Here is a 17,105-nt window from a genome sequence, read left to right on the forward strand (position 1 = left end):
CCACATCCGATGCGCGACGGCGGGACGGTTCGCGCGGCGGACGATCAGAGCCGCTGGTAGACGCCGTGCTCGCGGGTGAGCAACTGCTCGTCGATCAGATACCGGCGCAGCGTCACGTGATCCGACCCTCCTGCGGCGCACCACGGCTTGAGCGCGTCGTCGACGGCCCGCTCCGGATAGCGGGTGCCCGGCTCGAACGACTGCTCGGCGATGTGCGCGAGCACTACCCGCCGTCGACCCCGCTGCGCCGGCAGACTCACCAGGACGCCCGCACGTAGGAAGGTCCGCAGCACCGGGTCGACGCCGGGTTCGGCGTCGTCGGCCGGGCGACTGTCACGCGCGGTGGCCCGCAGCGACACCTCGTCGGCCGCGAACGCGCCGTCCGCGCCGGTGACGAGGCCCGCGTCGGTGAGCCGGCGGACCGCGGTGAGCACCACCCGCGCCGGCAGGCCGGTCCGCTCGGCGACCTCGGTCGCGCTGGTCGCACCCAGCACGATCGCCGCGAAGATCCGTCGCCGTCCGTCGTCGGCCAGGGCCCCGGCCAGCACATGCGCAGTCACGCCGGTCACCCTTGCATCAACGGTACGCGGACCGCCAGGCGATTTTTCGGCCCCGCTCAGTCGGTCTGCGGCGCGCTCTGTGGCTGCTCGGCGACGAGCAGCACCCGGCGCAGCAGGTCGGAGAGGTGTCGCCGCTCGGTAGCGGTGAGCGCGCCGAGCAGGCGGAGCTCCTCGGCGCCCTGGACCTCCATCGCCCCGCGCCAGGCGGCCTGACCCGCCTCGGTGAGTTCCACGTCGACGCGTCGACGGTCGACTGTCGACGGAATCCGGTGCACGAAGCCCCGCCGCAGCAGCGCGTCCACCCGCGCGGTGATCGAGGCGGGGGCCATCGTGAGGTCCGCGGCGAGGTCCGAGGGTGCGGCCCGGCCACCGCGACCGGCCAGGGCGTGCAGGGTGTCGTACTCGTGGGCCAGCAGGTCGAGGTCGACCAGGACCCGCTCCTTGACGGCCCGCAGATGCCGGGTCAGTCGGATCATCCTGGTCACCGCCCCCTCGACGTCTGCGTCGAGGTCGGGCAGCACCGGCAACCAGCGCTCGATGTGCCGGTCGACGGCGTCCGGAGTGGTGGTCACCGCGCCAGCCTATCTCGGGACCGAAATATTCGTTGCCGAAATATTCGATGTCGAAGTACGTTTGTGGCCATGGCTCACCCGCTGCGCAACCACTCCTTCCGACTGCTGTTCCTGGGTCGCACCATCTCCGCCCTCGGCGACGCGGTGGTGCCCGCCGCGCTGGCGCTGGCCGTGCTGCGGGCCACCGGCTCCACCGGCGCGCTGGCCGTCGTCCTCGCCGCGGCGGTCGTGACCCGGCTGGTCCTGTTGCCGTTCGGCGGGGTGGTGGCCGACCGGTTCGACGCGCGCCGGGTCGCCCTCCTGGCCGACCTGGTCCGCTGCGCCACGCAGGTCGCGGTCGGCGTGGAACTGCTCGGCGGCGACCCGTCACTGACCACAGTGGTGGTGGCGTCCGCGCTCGGCGGCACCGCCTCGGCGTTCGCCATCCCGACCGCGTCTCCGCTGGTCGCCGGCACCGTCGAGCCGGCCGACCGGCAGAAGGCCAACGCCCTGATGGGGATCACCGCCAACACCAGCCGCCTCGCCGGGCCGGCCCTGGCCGGCGCGCTCATCTGGGCCGCCGGACCCGGCTGGGCGTTCATCCTGGACGGCGCGTCGTTCGCGCTCAGCGCCACGCTGCTCGCGCTGGTGCGGGTCCGTCACGTGCCGGTGCCCCGCCGTTCCGTCCTCGCCGACCTGCGGCACGGCTTCAGCGAGGTACGCGCCCGCGACTGGTTCTGGTCCAGCCTGCTCGGGCACGGCGTGTGGAACGGCGCCGCCGCCGTGCTGATGACCCTCGGGCCGGCCGTCGCCATCGACCGCCTGGGTGGCGAGACGACCTGGGTGCTGCTGTTGCAGGCCGGCGCGATCGGGATGCTCACCGGATCGCTGCTGGCCGGGCGGGTCCGGCTGCACCGGCCGGTGCTGCTGGCCAACCTCGGGCTGGCCTGTTACGCCGCGCCACTGTTCCTGCTCGCCGTCGCCGCGCCCGCCCCCGCGGTGATCGTCGCCTACGCGGTGGCGCTGACCGCCCTCGGCTACCTCAACCCGGTGTGGGAGACCGTCGTGCAGCACCACTTCCCGCCGGAGGTCCTGGCCCGGGTCACCTCGTACGACTGGCTGGTGTCGCTGGGCGCCATGCCGCTGGGCTACGCGCTGGCGCCGTTGGCCGCCGACGCGTTCGGCGCACCCGTTCCGCTGGCCGTCGCGGGTCTGCTGGTCCTCGCCTCCTGCGCGGGCACCGCCCTCGTGCCCGGCGTACGCCGACTCACCTGGCCGCCTACCCCCCAACCGCAACCGGCCGAACCCGCCGCCGTCCGTTGATCAGATCGACCGTCGATGCTCGGCGTGGCCGACGGCCGGGCTTACCGACGACAACGGCTCCCGGCCGACGCCGGGAGCCGTTGTGCGATGTGGTCGGTCAGCCGGCGTCGCGGGCCATCGCGACGAAGCCACGCCACGACTGTGGACTGAACGTCAGCGTGCCGCCGTCGCGGTCCTTCGTGTCACGAACCAGGACCACGCCCGGAAGGTTGTCGGCAACCTCGACGCAGTCACCACCGTTGCCGCCGCTCTTCGTGCTCTTCCGCCACCGCGCACCGGTCATGTCCATGATGCTGCCGCTTCTCTGAGAAGTTCCAACGAACGCCCTCGGGGCAGGGCCTCGCCGCGAATACGTTCCCACCGTCGTTCCAGGCTAACAAGATCCGACGTTTGATCGAGGATCTGCGCCCGTGCCGCGCTGTCGACGTGCGCGACCCGTGACCCGTCCGGCATGTCGGCGATGGTGAACGGTCCGTCGAGCCCGGGGTAGCTGGGCGCATCCGCCGGGACGATGTGGAGCTGCACGCTGCCCGCCTCGGCGTGCCCGAGCAGACGCGCGAGTTGCACCGCCATCAAGGCGCGGTCGTCGCCGACACGCCGCCTCAGCACCCCCTCGTCCAGCACGGCGATCAGCAGCGGGCCGCCACCCCGGCCGAGGATCGCCTGCCGGTTGATCCGCGCCTCGGCGAACTCGGCGACCGCCTCCGGTGTCAGCACCCCACCGGCCAGGGTCGCCCGGGCGTACGCCTCGGTCTGCAGCAGCCCGGGCACCCACGCGAGCTGGAACGACCGCAGTGTCACGGCCTCACGTTCGAGGTCGACCCACGGCCGGAACCACACCGGCTCACGGCGACGGATCACGTCCGGCCACAGCGCGTCGGCGTCCTTTGCCAGCAGCCCCGCCACTGTCGCACGGTGTCGGCTCTGGGGAATGTGCCCCGGGTTTGCCCACCTGGCGACGGTCTTCGGGTGCACACCGAGCTGACCTGCGAGGCTCTCGGCGGTGTGACCCGCCGCGGCCAACGCCGCGACAAAGGCGTGGTTCATACCGTCCCTCCCCTGGAACAAATCCGCTGCTCCGAGAAGATTAGTTAACGCTGTGTGTTTGTCCAGCGACCCCCGGCAAAGTGCGGTGTAGACGGTGCTGCGACGACAAGGAGAAGCTGTGCGGAACGAGGTACGAGGCGCTCTCGGAGCCGGGGACGTGGTCCTGGTGACCACCGCCGCGAGCGTCCAGTTCAGCAGAACCACACCGGGCCGGCGTTGCGCGAGCGTTGGGGTCGGCTGATGCCCGAACGTCCGAAGCACTCCCCGTTGCGCCCGTCGTGGCGCTGCCCGGTCTGCGGCATCCTGTGGCCGTGCTCGGCCGCGAAGCTGCGCCTGCTCGGCGAGTACCGCGAGGATCGACCGGGCCTGTTGATCCACCTGGCGAAGGTCCAGGAGGAAGCCACCGACGATCTCACCAAGCTCAACCCGGACGTCGCGCTGCCCGATCTGACCCCGCGTTTCGTCGGCTGGGCAGAGGCCCGCTGAGCTGTCGTCAACCACCACCTCCGGGGGTCGGTACGAGTCAGCACGATGCGGGAGACTGACGGCGTGACGACCCGCCCCGGGATGAGGCCGGCCCGATGAGCCGACCATTCAGGATCGTCGTCGCCGTGCTCGCCGCAGCGGGCGCCATCCTGATGTACCTGGGGGTCACCGCCGAGGTCAACTCGATGTCGGGGCCGGTCACCGTCACCCGGACCGCCGTCGACTTCCGGACCCTCGTCACGAAGGGCGTTGTCTTCTTCGCCCCCCTCGACCCCGTCACCGCCCCCATGATGGACGCGGTGACGCCGCTGATCCGCTGGCTCGTGATCCTGCTGGTCGGGGTGTCGACGTACCTGGCCTGCGGCCTGGTCACCCGGCGGACTTACCCGTTCGTCGCGGCGATGGTCGGCGCGGCCGCCGCCCTCACCGCCACGGCGATCGGGGACCTGCTCTGGTGGGCCACCCTCGTGGTCCGCGTCCACACCGCCCCCACCGGTTGGTACGCCAACGAGGCGCTGGACCATTCCACGCTCCTTGCCAGCGCGCACCTGACGCTGACCGGCTGGACGTCCGACGCCCTCTTTCTCGGCTGCCTGTTGGCGGGCACGAACGCCTCCCTGGTGGGCTGCACCAGCCTGGCGATACTGCTGCTGAACCGGCTCAGGAAGGACACCGACGAGGGCGACGACGAGCCCCAGGACGCGGCTGTCGATACCGAGCGCGGCGTTCCGCTGATCGGCGACGTGCGAGGACGCGGCGCGAACCTTGCCCTGGCCGGCGTCCTTCCGGTGCTGGTGCTCATCCTGATCAACGGCACCCAGGCGGTGCGGGACAGCTACTCGGGGAGAGGATTCCTGGCGCTGCTCAGTGTGTTCCTGTCCCGCCCTGCCCTGTCCCCGCCGCCACGCGTACGCGACGACGTCGAATATCGGCTGACGCAGGAGATCGATCCGAATCCCCTGTCGATGGACGTCTGGGTGCACAGGTCGGTGCTCGCCCTCGCTCTGCTGGTGGTGCTGTGGCTCCTGCTCCGGGCGCTGCTCGCCGGCCTGCCGAACTCCGGGCACCGCCTCGGGCTCGTCGTCGTCTGTTGGGGTGCCACGATCGCGGCGGCCGCGCTGACCGCGACGTCCGATGTCCTCGTCGACTGCGCCATCTCGAACTCCCCCACCGGCTGCGCGCCCTGGGAGTCCCTGGGCCTGCAATTGACCTCCTCGCTGCGGTTCGGCGCGGCCTGGGGTTGGCTCGTCGCGTTGCCCGTGCTGCTGGCCCGTCGGCTCCTCGACACCGACACGTCCATCGATGCGCAGGAGACTCCGGTCCATGAGTCCACGTAACAAACGCCCGCGTCGCCGTAAGGTCCCCACCGTCGCCGCGCCGGCAACCGTCGCCTGGTGGAAGCGTCCCGTCACCTGGCTGCTGACGATCGTGGTCGGCGCCGTCGCCACCTGGCTCGGCACCGTCATTGTCGGCACGATCAACCAGTGGAAGCCCGCGAACGAACTGGCCGAGCAGTTGGCCGGGCGGGGGCCGGTCGTCGTCCTGGACCTGAAGCACGTTCCCTACCCTCAGGAGGGCGCGCTCGACTACGTCTACCCCGCCGGCTCGGACCTGGCTCGCCTGGACGCCAAGCGGCCGGACGACCCGACCGTCGAGGCCGGCGCTGTCGACATCGAACGGAGCACCTGGGAGATCACCCTCGTCGGCACCCGGGACGAGGCCGCCGAGGCCGTCGACCTGCGGCCCGTCCTCGTCGAGCCCTGCCGCCCCCCGCTCACCGGGATCCAGGAGCCCAACGAATCCCAGGGCGACTCCAGGAAGGTCGTCCTGGTGACACACGTGGATCGACCGAATCCCCGCATGCTCGTCGACGACCCGGGTGGCGAGGATGCCGGTGCCCCGTTCTTCGCCACCCACAAGATCACCTTGCCCAAGGGTGAGAAGAACGTCATCCAGGTACGAGCGCTCTCCGCCAAGCAGCACTGCCGTTGGCGACTGGAGTTGGATTACCTGGCCGACGGACGACGCCAGACAATGGTGATCTCGGCACCCGGCGACAAGCCGTTCGAGGTGACCGGGCGCGCGGACGACTCGGCCTACACCTGGATCTACGTCAGTCCGTTCGACGGTTGCCGGGCCAAGGACGGCACCGAGACCGATCGGCTGCGCATCACCGGCACCGCGTACGCGCAGATGGTGCGCGACGGGCGCAGGTGCCCGTACTGACCGCTGCCCGTCTACCACCTGCGCAACCCGGATCACCGGCCTCCACCGGGTCCGACCTGCGCGAAGTTGCCGGACCGGTAAACCTCGCGAGCCCACCTGGTGTCTTGCTGGTTGACGAGGCCGGGAGGTCAGATGACGGATTCGAGCGGGGCGGAGTTCGACGACTTCGTTCGCTCACGGTCGGGGGTGCTGTTGCGGGTTGCCTTCCTGCTGACCGGGGATCGGCACGCGGCGGAGGACCTGCTTCAGGAGGTGCTGGAGCAGATGTACGTGCGCTGGCGTCGGGTGCAGAGCAGCCCGCAGGCGTACGCGCGACGTGCGCTGGTCAATCGGTCATCGCCCTGCTCGCCCGCAAATATCTTCCGTTCGAAGCGGTGGCCAGCACGACCGCGGACTGGTCGGCACCCCTACCTGTGCGGCTACGACTGCCCGACGACCAGGGCGTTCTCGTGGCCGCCGAGGGGTCAGCGCTGAGCTTCCGAGTCGGCGACGGCCAGTGGCAGGACGTCGGCCGCGATGCGGCACTCCTGCCCGCGACCGTGACCGAGGTACGGGTCACCGACGCCAACGGGACCACCACCGACGTCCCGGTCGCTTCCTGAATCAGCTCCCCGACAACGGTAAATACCGCGCTCCCCGACGCTCTGATGGCTACCTTCACCCACAGGCTGGTTCACCCGTCCTTGTATCGGCAGCACGACGCCGCACCGCAGCCCTCAGCGACAGGGGAAGTTCGAGATGTCCGGCGCAGCGTCCGCCACGGCAGACGCTGCGCCGTCGCGTCCCACCCACCTACTTCGCCACAACAGGCCATTCCGGACGCTCTTCTCGGCACGGCTCGTCTCGTACGCGGGCGATTCACTCAGCCTTGTCGCGCTGATCTTCCACGTCGCCGAGACGACGGGTAAGGGGCTGGCAGTCGCGCTTCTGCTCCTTGTCGGAGACTTCGCTCCATCCCTGCTGGGTCCCTTCACCGGCGCCCTAGCTGACCGGCTCAATCTCCGACGATTGATGGTCGTCTGCGAACTCGTCCAAGCTGTGGTCCTGCTGGTCATCGTGCTCACCATGCCCTCGCTGCCGATGCTGCTGGCTCTCGTCGCGATTCGCGCCACCGCCTCGCAGCTCTTCCAACCGGCGTCTCGGGCGGCGGTGCCCGCACTGGTCGGTGACAGTGACCTGGAAACCGCCAACTCCACCCTCGGGTTCGGCTCCAACGCGGCGGAGGCGGTCGGCCCCCTGCTCGCCGCGGCCCTGTTCCCGCTGGTCGGACTGCGTGGTGTGCTGCTCGTCGACGCCGTGTCGTTCCTGGTCTCGGCCGTGCTGCTCGCGACGCTCCCCTCACTTCCACCGGCAACCGGCGACGGGCACCAGCCGTCCCTGCTGCGACAGGCCAGAGCGGGCATCGGCTATCTGTTGAGTGTTCCGACGGTGCGGGTGATCTTCCTTGGCTTCACCGCGGTGGTCGCCTTCAACGGGGTCGACGACGTGGCCCTGGTACTGCTGGCCCAGAAGACCTTCCACGTCGGCGAATCCGCTGTCGGGTTGCTGCTGGGCGCGGTCGGTGTCGGACTGGTGGCCGGCTACGCACTGTTGTCCAGGTGGGGCACCAGGGCGGCGATGCCGCTGCTGCTGATCGTCGGCTTCGCCGTCAGCAGTGTCGGCAACCTGCTGACCGGGCTCGCCTGGGCCGTCGCCGCCGCGATCGCCCTGCAGGCCGTCCGTGGGTTCGGATTGGCTGCCATGGACGTCGCCTCCAGCACGCTGCTGCAACGCACGGTGCCAGCGGGCATGCTCGGCAGGGTCTTCGGCAATCTGTACGGTGCGATCGGGGTCGCCGCCGCGACGTCCTACCTCGCCGGTGGTGTCCTGCTGGACGCCACGTCCGCCCCGGTGACTCTGGTGCTCGCGGGCGTCGGCGGACTGGTGGCCACCGGAGTCGTCGCGCTGCGACTGCCGCGAGCGATGCGCCGGGCCGACGAGGACGGTGCGACGCCGACACCACCCGCGCCGACAATCTGATCAGACCGGGCCGTCGGTGCGCAGCCGTGCGTGCAGGTGCATGTCGTGCCAGCCGTCGGCGTGGCGAACCGACCCCCGGAGCACGCCCTCCTCGGTGAAGCCGGCCCGTGTGGCCACCCGGCACGACGCCGTATTGGCGGTCGAGTGCTCCAGGGCCAGCCGGTGCAGACCGGCCCGCGTGAAACTCCACCGGGTCAGGGCGAGCAGCGCCTCGGTGGCGATGCCCCGACCCCGCGCCGCGGGCAACAACCAGTACGACAGATGCGCCGACGCCTCGACCAGCAGCACGCCCCGCAACCCCACCTGACCCAGCGGTCGGTCGTCGGCGTCGACGATCGCCCAACTGGCCGACGTCTCGTCACGCCAACGGCCGACCCACTGCGCCGTCCACGACCGCGCCTCGTCGTCCCCGTCGATGCGGCGGACGTGCCACCGCTGGATCTGCGGACAGTCGAAGGCGGCCCGGACGGCCGGGGCGTCGTCGTCGCGCCACGGCCGCAGGGTCAACCCGGGACGTACCGGAAGGTGGGGTTGCTCCTGGGCGGCGATGCTCCCGGCGGGCAGGGCTGGTGCGACGAGCAGCGGCATAAACCCATTATCGGGCCGACGGCCTCACTTCCCGGTCGGGCCGCCCGCGAGTTCGGCGACCACGTCGAGGTGACCCAGGTGGCGGGCGTACTCCTGCACCAGGTGGAACAGCACCCGCTCCAGCGACGCCGGGTCCGCGCCTCTCCAGCGCGGGCCCGGCGTGCCGATCTCGGCCAGGTCGTGCGCCGTCACCACGGCCGTGGTGTGCGCGCCCTGCGCTCGCAGCGCCGCCACCAGATCCGCGCGGGTCTCGTCGGGGGCGACGTACCAGCGGTCGTCGCGGCGATCGCCCCACGGCTCGGCGACGTTCCGGCCCTGGACGCCCCACTCGATCCAGCGCAGCTCGACGTGGCGCAGGTGTGTGAGCAGCTCCAGTGGCGTCCACCCGGACGGCAGCCGGCTGCGCCGCAGCTCGGGCTCGGCCAGCGCCGACACCTTGGCGACCACGGACTCGCGGAAGTAGTCCAGGTAGCGCAGGAAGACCTCGGTGCGGCTGCCGGCCGGGTCGGTGGGCTCGGGGAACGAGGTCATGACCCGGCCGGCAGGTCACGGGCGCGCTGGCGCACCCCGGCCGCGCCGTACGGGTAGTCGCCCACCAGCGGGGCGCTCGCCTCGTCCAGCAGCCGCATCTGCTCGGCGTCGAGGACCAGGTCGGCGGCGGTCAGGTTGTCGTCGAGCTGGTCGCTGGTCCGCGCGCCGAGGATCACCGAGGTGACTGCCGGTCGGGCCGCCAGCCAGGCCAACGACACCGCCGACATGGAAACGCCCCGGTCCCGGGCGACCTGGCGGACCGCGTCGAGCACCCGCCAGGTGCGCTCCTCGGCGTTGCGACCGGCGTACGCCTCGACGCCGCGCTGCGGGTTCTCGCCGAGCCGGGTTGCGCCGGTGGGCGTGCTGTCGCGCTGGTACTTGCCGGTCAGCCATCCGCCGCCCAGCGGTGACCAGGGCAGGATGCCGATGCCCTCGTTCTCGCAGACCGGCACCAACTCGAACTCGATCTCCCGGGCCAGCAGGTTGTACTGCGGTTGCAGGGTCACGATCGGGGTGAGGTTGAGGTGCTGGGTGAGCAGGGCGGCTTTCTGCAACTGCCAGCCGGTGAAGTTGCTGACGCCCGCGTAGCGGATCTTGCCGGCGCCGACCGCGTCGTCGAAGAACCGCAGCGTCTCCGGCAGCGGGGTCAGCGGATCCCAGGCGTGCGCCTGGTACAGGTCGACGGCCTCGACGCCGAGTCGGCGCAGGCTGGCGTCCAGGGCGCGGGTGAGGTGCACCCGGGACAGCCCGGCGTCGTTGGTCCCCGGGCCCATCGGGAACCGCCCCTTGGTGGCGATCACCAGGCGGTCGCGCAGGTCGGGTCGGCTGCGCAGCCAGCGCCCGATGATGTCCTCGGAGACACCGGTGGAGTAGACGTCAGCGGTGTCGACGAAGGTGCCGCCGGCCTCGACGAACCGGTCCAGTTGGGCGAAGCTGCCGGCCTCGTCGGTCTCCGCGCCGAAGGTCATCGTGCCCAGACACAGGGTGGACACCACGGTGCCGGTGTTGCCCAGAGTGCGATAGCGCATATCGTCCTTTCGGTCCGAGTGACAAAGCTGATCTTCGCACCCGCCTCGGCCACCCGCATTCGGGACGGTGCCGAACGCCGGTAGGGGCACCCACGAGGCGACGCCGCCGGTCATCATGAGCGGGTGAGCGAGCCCGCGATCGAGATCGACCGACCTCAGCGGCCGACCCAGTCGCCGCCGTCGGGGCGGCCGGCGGAGCCTGGCGTTCGTACCCGTGCCCCGTGGCTGGTGGCCGCCGCGACCACCGTGACGCTCCTGCTTCTCGCCGGCCGTTACGGCTATCACCGCGACGAGCTGTACTTCCTGCTCGCCGGTCGGCACCTCGACTGGGGCTACGTCGATCAGGGGCCCCTGGTCCCGGTGCTGGCCCGGCTGCTCGACACGATCGCCCCGGGCAACCTGGTGGTGCTGCGTACCCCGTCGGCGGTGCTGGCCGGCGGCGCGGTGCTGCTGGTCGCCGCCATCGCCCGGGAGTTGGGCGCCGGCCGGGGCGGGCAACTCTTCGCGGCGGTGCTCGCCGCGCTCTCCGGCATCGTGCTCGCCAGTGGTCACCTGCTCAGCACCACCACCGTCGACCTGCTGGTCTGGTTGGTCGCGGCGTGGTGTGCGGTGCGGTTGCTGCGCACCGGTGACAGCCGCTGGGCGCTGGGTATCGGGCTGGCGCTCGGGGTGGGAATGCTCAGCAAGCTGCTTCCGGCGCTGCTGGCCGTGGGCCTGGTCGCCGGAGTGCTCATCGCCGGGCCGCGTCGGCTGCTGCGCGACCGGTGGGTGCTCGCCGCCGCCGGGATCACCGTGCTGCTGGCCGCGCCGAATCTGATCTGGCAGGCGACCAACGGCTTTCCGCAGCTCGGCGTTGCCGGGTCCATCTCCGACGGCGACAGCTCCTACAGTGGCCGCCTGGAGGCGTTCACCCTCCACTTCGTCATCATCAGCCCGTACGCCGTACCGATCTGGGTCGCCGGCCTCGTCGCGCTGCTGCGCCGGCCGGCGTGGCGGGCCTATCGGGCGGTGGGCTGGGCATGGTTGGTGGTGGTCGGCATCGTGCTGATCGCCGGCGGCAAGGGTTACTACGACGCGCCGCTGTTGCTGGTCCTCACCGCCGCCGGGGCGCTGGTCACCGTGGCGTGGGCGTCACGCGGGTCACTCGGGTGGCGTCGCGGGTTGCTCGCGTTGGGCGTGGTGCCGTTCCTGCTGCCCAACGTCGTGCTGCTGCTGCCGGTGCTGCCGGCCGACCGGTTGCCCGGTTTCGTGGTCGACGTCAACTACGACGCCGGCGAGACGATCGGTTGGCCGGAGTTCGCCGACTCTCTCGCGGCCGTCCATCGTGGTTTGCCGCCGCAGGAGCGTGCGCGGGCGGTCGTCCTCACCGGCAACTACGGCGAGGCCGGCGCGGTGGCCCGCTACGGGCCGGCCCGTGGTCTGCCCCGGGCGTACTCCGGGCACAACAGCATGGTCGACTTCGCTCGGCCGCCCGCCGACGCGGACGTGGTCATCGCCGTCGGCTGGGAGCGCCCCGAGCAGCTCACCACCTGGTTCGAGCAGTGCACGCTCGCCGGGCGGGTGGACCAGCGCGTCGAGGTGGACAACGACGAGAACGGCGGCCCGATCCACGTGTGCCGAGGGCTGCGGCGTCCGTGGGCGCAGATCTGGGACACCGAGGTACGCCACACCGGCTGACCGTGCACCACCGGCTTCGCCGGCCAACCAGGTCAGCCGGCCCCGCCGGTCAGCCAGGCCTGGATGCCGACCAGGGCCTCGGGGCCGGAGGTGGCGTCGACGTCGCGGGCGAGATCGGCGATGGTGACCGCGGCGAGCGCCTGGTGCCACGCGTCCTCGGCCGCCCACATGGCGCGGGACACCGGACACGGCGTGGTGCAGGCGTCGGCCGGGGTCGCGAAGGGGCCGCGCTGGCGGATCTCCGTGCAGACGAAGGTCGGGCCGGGCCCGTCGACGGCCCGGACCACGTCGAGCAGGGTGATGCTCTCCGGTGCGCGGGTCAGCACGTAGCCGCCCGACTTGCCCTGCACGGAGTGGATCAGGTTGGCACGGGCGAGCGCCTGGAGCTGTTTGGCGAGGTAGCTGCTCGAGACGTCGTGCAGTTCCGCCAGCTTGGCCGCCGGAACGGGCGTGTGGCTGGTGGTGAGCACCACGCAGCAGTGCAGCGCCCACTCGACCCCGCCGGACATCTTCATGACGTCACCCTAGTCACCCCGCTACTCGGACCCGTTGTGTCCGAGTATAGTTCTCGGACAAGGAAGGTCCGAGTATCGGCTGAACGCCAATAGGTCGGACCACACAGTCACGGGAAGGTGCATGAGCATGAAGATCGCCGTACTGGGCGGGACCGGCCTCATCGGGTCGCAGGTCGTCAAGATCCTGCAGGCCGCGGGGCACGAGGCGGTGCCGCTGTCGCCGTCCACCGGGGTGGACCTGCTCACCGGGCAGGGCCTGTCCGACGGGCTCGCCGGCGCCGAGGTCGTCGTCAACCTCACGAACTCGCCGACCTTCGACGAGGCCTCGCCCGCCTTCTTCCAGACGACCATGGACAACCTGCTGGCCGCAGCCGCTCACGCGGGCGTCGGCCACGCGGTGATCCTCTCCATCGTCGGCGTCGACCAGGTGCCCGACCTGGACTACTACCGCGCCAAGACCCTCCAGGAGGAGATCCTCACGGCCGGTCCCATTCCGTACTCGATCGTCCGCGCCACCCAGTTCTTCGAGTTCGTCGAGTCGATCCTGTCCTGGACGGCCGACGACACCACCGTCCGCCTGCCCAGCACGCCGGTGCAGCCGATGGCCGCCGCCGACGTGGCGCAGGCCGTCGCCGAGGTCAGCATGGGCGCGCCGCTGCAGGGCATCCGCAACGTCGCCGGGCCCGACGTCTTCACCCTCGACGAGCTGGGGCGGATCACGCTTGCCTCCCGCGGTGACCAGCGCACCGTCACCACCGACAACGGCGCCGGCATGTTCGCCGCCATGTCCGGCGATGTCCTCATCGCCGGCGACGACGCCGTCATCGCGCCCACCGCCTACCGGGAGTGGCTCGCGCGCCGGGCCTAAGGTGTCGACCCGATCCGCACGTCGCCGTGGTGGACGATCACGACGGCGGCGTGCGGGTCCCGGCCCGCCACTCGTGCGCCAGGATCGCGAAGACGAGCTGGTCGGCCCACTCCCCCCGGAACAGGTAACTCTCGACATGGCGGGCCTCCTGCCGCATGCCGAGTCTCCCCATCAGCCGGGCCGACGCGGCGTTGCGACAGTGGCACCGGCCGTAGACCCGGTGCAACCCGAACTTGGCAAACCCGCAGTCCAGCACCGCCGTGGCGGCCTCCGTCGCCAACCCGCGACCGCCGTGGTCGGGGTGGAAGACGAACCCGAGTTCGGCGGTACGCTCCAGCCGGCTGCGCCACACCAGCTCCACGATCCCGATCACCCCGGCGTCGGTGACCGCGGCCACCGTGAGGCAGTCGCCCTCCGCGCGCCACGCGTCCTCGCCCGCCATGGCGAGCACCGACAGCCGGGACTGCTCACGGGTACGCGGCTGCGCGCCGAGCATCCAGCGCACGACGTCGGGTCGGCGCTGAAACGCGTACACGTCGTCGAGGTCGTCCATAGTGACCGGACGCAGGGCGAGCCGCGGGGTGCGGATCGGGTAGGTCGGCTGGAACATCACGCGATCGTAGAGACCCGTGCGGAGCGCTCCGGTGCCGGTCGATCGGCGTCCGTGCTCCGGGGCAGCAGCAGCGGGCTCGCGAAGATCACCAGCCCGGCGACCGTGATCGCCGTGCGTGGGCTGGTGGCCTGCGCGAGCAGCCCACCGAGCGCGCTGAGGATGGCGATGGCCGCGCTGCTGCCGATCGACCAGGCAGAGAGGGTACGGACGATGCGATCCTTCGGAGTCTGTTCCAGGCGGTAGGTGGCGAGCACCGGGTTGTACAGGCTCATGCTGATGATGATCGCGAACTCGACGGCGATCACCGTGGCGAGACCGACCACGCCGGGCTGGACGAAGGCGAGGCCGATCAGCCAGATCGCGCGCAGCGTGCCCACGGTGCGGATGATCCGGTGTTGGCCGTGACGTGCCACCACCCGACGGGCCAGGCGTGACCCGATGAGCCCGCCGACGCAGGGCACGGCGAAGGCGAGGCCGTACTGCCACGGCGCAAAGCCCAGTTCGCCGAGCAGGAGCACGGCCAACAGCGGCTCGGTGGCCATGATCAGCCCGGCGACGAGCAACTGGTTGAGGTAGAGCACCCGCAGGCCGGGGTGAGTCAGCAGGTGCCGCCAGCCGTCGAGCAGCTCACCGGCCCGGATCCGGCCTGCGCCGGTGCGCCGAGGGTGGTCTTCGGGGCCGCGAATGGCGGTGAGGCCCAGCGCGGAGAGCAGGTAGCTGAGCGCATCGGCCACGACGGTGACGACCGGCCCGAAGAGTCCCACCGCGGCGCCGCCCAGCGGCGGCCCGAGCGCGATCGAACTCCAGGTCGTCGACTCGAACCGCGCGTTCGCCACCAGCAGGTCGTCCGGCCGCACGAGGGCCTTGAGGAAGGCGCCGCTGGCCGCGTTGAAAGCGATCTTGGCGGTGGCGAGCACGGCCGAGACGACAAGCAACTGCCCGAAGCTGAGCCGGCCCAGCGCGTACGCGACGGGGATCGTCAGCAGGACCGCGAACCGGGCCAGGTCCGCCGCGATCATCACCCGCCGCTTGCGGTGGAACTCCACCCACGGCCCGAGCGGCAACGCGATCAGCGCGCCCACGGCCGGCCCCAGCGCGGCCAGCACGGACACCTGGGCGGGGCTGGCCTGCAACACCAGCACGGCGATCAAGGGCAACGCCCCGAAACCCAGCCCGGAGCCGTAGGCGCTGACTGCGTACGACGCCCACAACCAGCCGAACCGCCGCCCCAGGGGTTGCCTCGTGGACAAACCCGCACCTCCCACCTTCACAACTCGTCGTTGATCGGCGCGATCAAAGCAAGTCCAGTGACCACGGATCAAACAACTGCGTGGACGGCGCGCCACAACCAGAGGTTGTGTCAGTAGGGTTTGCCGGGTGAACCTCGACGCCGTCCGCACCTTCGTCGCCGCCGTCGACGCCGGCCAGTTCCAGGACGCCGCCGCCACGCTGTCGATCACCCAGCAGGCCGTCTCCAAGCGCATCGCCGCACTGGAGAAGGACCTCGGGGTACGGCTGTTCACCCGCACCGCGCGCGGCACCCACCTCACCGTCGACGGTCAGACCTTCCTGCCGCACGCCCGTGAACTGCTGCGGGCCGAGGCGCGCGCCGACGCCTCCGTACGCCCCGGCCGACGTGCGCTGCGCGTCGACGTGCACAGCCGACGGATCGCACCGGCGGTGCTGTTGCAGGACTTCCACCGCGCGCATCCCCGCATCGAGCTGGACGTCGTCACCCTCGACGCCGACGTCCACGCCGCGATGGCCGCCGTCGAGGCGGGGACTGTCGACGCCACCTTCCACGCCGTCACCGTCGCCGCGCGTCACCTGCCCGCCGCGATCAGGACCACGCGCGTGATCGACGAGCACCACGAACTGCTCGTCGGCCCCCGCCACGCGCTCGCCAACGCCCGCACCGTCACGCCCGCACAACTCGCCGAGCACCGCATCTGGATGCCCGGCATGGCCCCCGGGACCGAATGGGCCGACTACTACGACGAACTCGCCGCCGCGTTCGGCCTCACCATCGACCTGGTCGGGCCGGTCTTCGGCAACGAGGCGCTGCTGGCCGAGATCGCCGACTCCGCGGAGCTGGCGACCCTCGCCGGCGTTCGCACCCGGTACCTGTGGCCGGACAGCTACGACCTGCGCCGCGTACCGGTGCGCGACCCGGCGCCCATCTACCCCATGTCACTCATCTGGCGCGACGACAACCCGCATCCGGCGCTTCGCGCCCTGCGCGACTACCTCGAATCCCGACGAGCACAGGCGCCCGACATCGAGATCTGGCTGCCGCCCTGGGGTCAGTGATCGGCGCAGCTCGATAGTGCGTCGCGGCCGTTGACTTCCGCCACCCTCCCCTGTCAGACTTGCCTGACAGGGGGCGTCAGAGAAATCCGACACTCCCGCTGAGAAGGGAAAACCAGGATGAGCGGCACCTCGCCAACCGGTGATGAACTCGTGTCGCTGCTGGCCGCACTGGCCAGCCCACACCGGCTGCGAATCCTGGCCGCCGTGGCCCGGCAGCGGACCTACGTCAGCGAGTTGGCGCGGCAGCTGCAGATGAACCGGCCGCTGCTCTACATGCACCTACAGAAATTGGAAGCGGCCGGCCTGGTGACCGGCGAGCTGGTGACGGCACCTGACGGCAGCTCGGTGAAGTACGTCCAGGCGGTGCCGTTCACGGTGGCCCTGGACTTGGACGCGATCGCGCTGGCGGCCCAGAACCTGACCGGCTCGGGGCCGGGCGCAGAACAGGAGAAGTGAGCAATGACCCATCAGGTGGCGTTGGACATTGCGCAGACCACGACCATCGCCTCGGCGGTGGTCGTGACAGCGATGATCGTGGTCGCCGGTCTCGTCGGGATCGGCATCTATCGCGCCCGCTACTCGGCGGCCCGGGAGGAGGGCTACCGAGTGCTGGCCGAGCGCAGTGCCAGCAGCGCCCAGGCCACGGCGGACGAGATCAAGGGCGTGCGAGACGAGCTCGGTGAGGTTCGGCAGCGTCTGGCCGCGCTCGAGAAGCTGTTGAGTCAGATCGGCTGACGGCCCACCGACGGGGAGGACGCGCCAC

The 17,105-nt window shown here is 71.0% G+C and carries 22 protein-coding genes; 12 read left to right on the top strand and 10 right to left on the bottom strand.

Going from position 1 to position 17,105, the window contains the following annotated elements:
- Positions 1-44: 44 nt before the first annotated feature.
- Positions 45-560 carry a DUF2087 domain-containing protein gene (locus PSH03_RS10270; RefSeq protein WP_210785624.1) on the bottom strand — a complete coding sequence of 172 codons (516 nt, stop codon included), beginning with the start codon at positions 558-560 and terminating at the stop codon, positions 45-47.
- 56 nt (positions 561-616) lie between these two features.
- A complete protein-coding gene (locus tag PSH03_RS10275) occupies positions 617-1,132 on the bottom strand; it encodes a MarR family winged helix-turn-helix transcriptional regulator (RefSeq protein ID WP_210785623.1) in 516 nt (171 codons plus the stop codon).
- A 69-nt stretch (positions 1,133-1,201) separates the two neighbouring features.
- Here PSH03_RS10275 and PSH03_RS10280 point away from each other — a divergent pair, with 69 nt between their 5' ends.
- On the top strand, positions 1,202-2,434 hold the full coding sequence (locus tag PSH03_RS10280; RefSeq protein ID WP_210785622.1) for an MFS transporter: 1,233 nt from the start codon (positions 1,202-1,204) through the stop codon (positions 2,432-2,434).
- 97 nt (positions 2,435-2,531) lie between these two features.
- On the opposite strand, the gene PSH03_RS10285 is transcribed toward PSH03_RS10280, so the two are convergent.
- Together PSH03_RS10285 and PSH03_RS10290 are read right to left on the bottom strand one after the other, a co-directional pair.
- Positions 2,532-2,723 carry a DUF397 domain-containing protein gene (locus PSH03_RS10285; RefSeq protein ID WP_112679871.1) on the bottom strand — a complete coding sequence of 64 codons (192 nt, stop codon included), beginning with the start codon at positions 2,721-2,723 and terminating at the stop codon, positions 2,532-2,534.
- A complete protein-coding gene (locus tag PSH03_RS10290) occupies positions 2,714-3,481 on the bottom strand; it encodes a DUF5753 domain-containing protein (RefSeq protein ID WP_210785621.1) in 768 nt (255 codons plus the stop codon). Before PSH03_RS10290 ends, PSH03_RS10285 begins: the two co-directional genes overlap by 10 nt.
- A gap of 240 nt (positions 3,482-3,721) precedes the next feature.
- Here PSH03_RS10290 and PSH03_RS10295 point away from each other — a divergent pair, with 240 nt between their 5' ends.
- The 6 genes from PSH03_RS10295 to PSH03_RS10315 all read left to right on the top strand — a co-directional run bounded on the left by PSH03_RS10295 (position 3,722) and on the right by PSH03_RS10315 (position 8,212).
- Entirely contained in the window at positions 3,722-3,967 is a 246-nt protein-coding gene (locus tag PSH03_RS10295; protein WP_210785620.1) for a flavin reductase, read from the top strand.
- 95 nt (positions 3,968-4,062) lie between these two features.
- Positions 4,063-5,304, top strand: a complete 1,242-nt coding sequence (locus tag PSH03_RS10300; protein WP_238688954.1) for a hypothetical protein — start codon at positions 4,063-4,065, stop codon at positions 5,302-5,304.
- Positions 5,291-6,193 (top strand): hypothetical protein, encoded by a 903-nt coding sequence (locus PSH03_RS10305; protein ID WP_210785618.1) that lies wholly within the window; start codon positions 5,291-5,293, stop codon positions 6,191-6,193. Before PSH03_RS10300 ends, PSH03_RS10305 begins: the two co-directional genes overlap by 14 nt.
- Positions 6,194-6,325: 132 nt before the next feature.
- Positions 6,326-6,667, top strand: a complete 342-nt coding sequence (locus PSH03_RS33005) for a sigma factor (RefSeq protein ID WP_210785617.1) — start codon at positions 6,326-6,328, stop codon at positions 6,665-6,667.
- Entirely contained in the window at positions 6,568-6,795 is a 228-nt protein-coding gene (locus PSH03_RS10310) for a hypothetical protein (protein WP_210785634.1), read from the top strand. Before PSH03_RS33005 ends, PSH03_RS10310 begins: the two co-directional genes overlap by 100 nt.
- 136 nt (positions 6,796-6,931) lie before the next feature.
- Positions 6,932-8,212, top strand: coding sequence for an MFS transporter (locus PSH03_RS10315; protein ID WP_238688955.1), 1,281 nt, complete (start codon positions 6,932-6,934; stop codon positions 8,210-8,212).
- On the opposite strand, the gene PSH03_RS10320 is transcribed toward PSH03_RS10315, so the two are convergent.
- Genes PSH03_RS10320 through PSH03_RS10330 form a run of 3 tightly spaced genes read right to left on the bottom strand, consistent with a single transcriptional unit; the run spans position 8,213 to position 10,359 of the window.
- Positions 8,213-8,800 (bottom strand): GNAT family N-acetyltransferase, encoded by a 588-nt coding sequence (locus PSH03_RS10320; RefSeq protein WP_238688956.1) that lies wholly within the window; start codon positions 8,798-8,800, stop codon positions 8,213-8,215. It abuts the gene before it with no gap.
- Between the two features lie 24 nt (positions 8,801-8,824).
- The gene (locus tag PSH03_RS10325; protein WP_238688957.1) at positions 8,825-9,331 is read right to left on the bottom strand and encodes a mycothiol transferase; all 507 of its coding nucleotides are present in this window, start codon (positions 9,329-9,331) and stop codon (positions 8,825-8,827) included.
- On the bottom strand, positions 9,328-10,359 hold the full coding sequence (locus PSH03_RS10330; RefSeq protein WP_238688958.1) for an aldo/keto reductase: 1,032 nt from the start codon (positions 10,357-10,359) through the stop codon (positions 9,328-9,330). The genes PSH03_RS10325 and PSH03_RS10330 overlap by 4 nt, the downstream gene beginning before the upstream one ends.
- 123 nt (positions 10,360-10,482) lie before the next feature.
- Here PSH03_RS10330 and PSH03_RS10335 point away from each other — a divergent pair, with 123 nt between their 5' ends.
- Positions 10,483-12,036, top strand: a complete 1,554-nt coding sequence (locus PSH03_RS10335; RefSeq protein WP_238688959.1) for an ArnT family glycosyltransferase — start codon at positions 10,483-10,485, stop codon at positions 12,034-12,036.
- 32 nt (positions 12,037-12,068) lie between these two features.
- Here PSH03_RS10335 and PSH03_RS10340 read toward each other — a convergent pair whose 3' ends face one another.
- Complete coding sequence (locus PSH03_RS10340; protein WP_238688960.1) at positions 12,069-12,551, bottom strand: RrF2 family transcriptional regulator; 483 nt, start codon at positions 12,549-12,551, stop codon at positions 12,069-12,071.
- A gap of 127 nt (positions 12,552-12,678) precedes the next feature.
- Between PSH03_RS10340 and PSH03_RS10345 the strand changes: the two genes are divergently transcribed.
- On the top strand, positions 12,679-13,419 hold the full coding sequence (locus PSH03_RS10345; RefSeq protein ID WP_210785611.1) for an SDR family oxidoreductase: 741 nt from the start codon (positions 12,679-12,681) through the stop codon (positions 13,417-13,419).
- A gap of 37 nt (positions 13,420-13,456) precedes the next feature.
- Here PSH03_RS10345 and PSH03_RS10350 read toward each other — a convergent pair whose 3' ends face one another.
- Both PSH03_RS10350 and PSH03_RS10355 read right to left on the bottom strand, forming a co-directional pair.
- Positions 13,457-14,029, bottom strand: a complete 573-nt coding sequence (locus PSH03_RS10350; RefSeq protein ID WP_210785610.1) for a GNAT family N-acetyltransferase — start codon at positions 14,027-14,029, stop codon at positions 13,457-13,459.
- Positions 14,029-15,282: an MFS transporter gene (locus PSH03_RS10355; RefSeq protein WP_238688961.1), complete on the bottom strand. Its 1,254-nt coding sequence runs from the start codon at positions 15,280-15,282 to the stop codon at positions 14,029-14,031. Before PSH03_RS10355 ends, PSH03_RS10350 begins: the two co-directional genes overlap by 1 nt.
- Before the next feature lie 127 nt (positions 15,283-15,409).
- On the opposite strand from PSH03_RS10355, the gene PSH03_RS10360 reads away from it, so the two are divergent.
- The 3 genes from PSH03_RS10360 to PSH03_RS10370 all read left to right on the top strand — a co-directional run bounded on the left by PSH03_RS10360 (position 15,410) and on the right by PSH03_RS10370 (position 17,077).
- The gene (locus PSH03_RS10360; protein ID WP_210785608.1) at positions 15,410-16,342 is read left to right on the top strand and encodes a LysR family transcriptional regulator; all 933 of its coding nucleotides are present in this window, start codon (positions 15,410-15,412) and stop codon (positions 16,340-16,342) included.
- A gap of 117 nt (positions 16,343-16,459) precedes the next feature.
- A complete protein-coding gene (locus tag PSH03_RS10365) occupies positions 16,460-16,798 on the top strand; it encodes an ArsR/SmtB family transcription factor (protein ID WP_210785607.1) in 339 nt (112 codons plus the stop codon).
- 3 nt (positions 16,799-16,801) lie between these two features.
- A complete protein-coding gene (locus PSH03_RS10370; RefSeq protein ID WP_210785606.1) occupies positions 16,802-17,077 on the top strand; it encodes a hypothetical protein in 276 nt (91 codons plus the stop codon).
- Positions 17,078-17,105 lie beyond the last annotated feature (28 nt).

The sequence above is a fragment of the Micromonospora salmantinae genome (genome assembly GCF_022230905.1).
Classification (GTDB): Bacteria; Actinomycetota; Actinomycetes; order Mycobacteriales; family Micromonosporaceae; genus Micromonospora; species Micromonospora salmantinae.

What these genes read in the sequence shown, in the direction of transcription:
- PSH03_RS10340 (WP_238688960.1), bottom strand. Translation starts at nt 12,551, where the DNA reads ATGAAGATGTCCGGCGGGGTCGAGTGGGCGCTGCACTGCTGCGTGGTG.
- PSH03_RS10365 (WP_210785607.1), top strand. Translation starts at nt 16,460, where the DNA reads ATGAGCGGCACCTCGCCAACCGGTGATGAACTCGTGTCGCTGCTGGCC.
- PSH03_RS10295 (WP_210785620.1), top strand. Translation starts at nt 3,722, where the DNA reads ATGCCCGAACGTCCGAAGCACTCCCCGTTGCGCCCGTCGTGGCGCTGC.
- PSH03_RS10285 (WP_112679871.1), bottom strand. Translation starts at nt 2,723, where the DNA reads ATGGACATGACCGGTGCGCGGTGGCGGAAGAGCACGAAGAGCGGCGGC.
- PSH03_RS10330 (WP_238688958.1), bottom strand. Translation starts at nt 10,359, where the DNA reads ATGCGCTATCGCACTCTGGGCAACACCGGCACCGTGGTGTCCACCCTG.
- PSH03_RS33005 (WP_210785617.1), top strand. Translation starts at nt 6,326, where the DNA reads ATGACGGATTCGAGCGGGGCGGAGTTCGACGACTTCGTTCGCTCACGG.
- PSH03_RS10350 (WP_210785610.1), bottom strand. Translation starts at nt 14,029, where the DNA reads ATGTTCCAGCCGACCTACCCGATCCGCACCCCGCGGCTCGCCCTGCGT.
- PSH03_RS10325 (WP_238688957.1), bottom strand. Translation starts at nt 9,331, where the DNA reads ATGACCTCGTTCCCCGAGCCCACCGACCCGGCCGGCAGCCGCACCGAG.
- PSH03_RS10320 (WP_238688956.1), bottom strand. Translation starts at nt 8,800, where the DNA reads ATGCCGCTGCTCGTCGCACCAGCCCTGCCCGCCGGGAGCATCGCCGCC.
- PSH03_RS10300 (WP_238688954.1), top strand. Translation starts at nt 4,063, where the DNA reads ATGAGCCGACCATTCAGGATCGTCGTCGCCGTGCTCGCCGCAGCGGGC.
- PSH03_RS10290 (WP_210785621.1), bottom strand. Translation starts at nt 3,481, where the DNA reads ATGAACCACGCCTTTGTCGCGGCGTTGGCCGCGGCGGGTCACACCGCC.
- PSH03_RS10305 (WP_210785618.1), top strand. Translation starts at nt 5,291, where the DNA reads ATGAGTCCACGTAACAAACGCCCGCGTCGCCGTAAGGTCCCCACCGTC.
- PSH03_RS10315 (WP_238688955.1), top strand. Translation starts at nt 6,932, where the DNA reads ATGTCCGGCGCAGCGTCCGCCACGGCAGACGCTGCGCCGTCGCGTCCC.
- PSH03_RS10280 (WP_210785622.1), top strand. Translation starts at nt 1,202, where the DNA reads ATGGCTCACCCGCTGCGCAACCACTCCTTCCGACTGCTGTTCCTGGGT.
- PSH03_RS10370 (WP_210785606.1), top strand. Translation starts at nt 16,802, where the DNA reads ATGACCCATCAGGTGGCGTTGGACATTGCGCAGACCACGACCATCGCC.
- PSH03_RS10345 (WP_210785611.1), top strand. Translation starts at nt 12,679, where the DNA reads ATGAAGATCGCCGTACTGGGCGGGACCGGCCTCATCGGGTCGCAGGTC.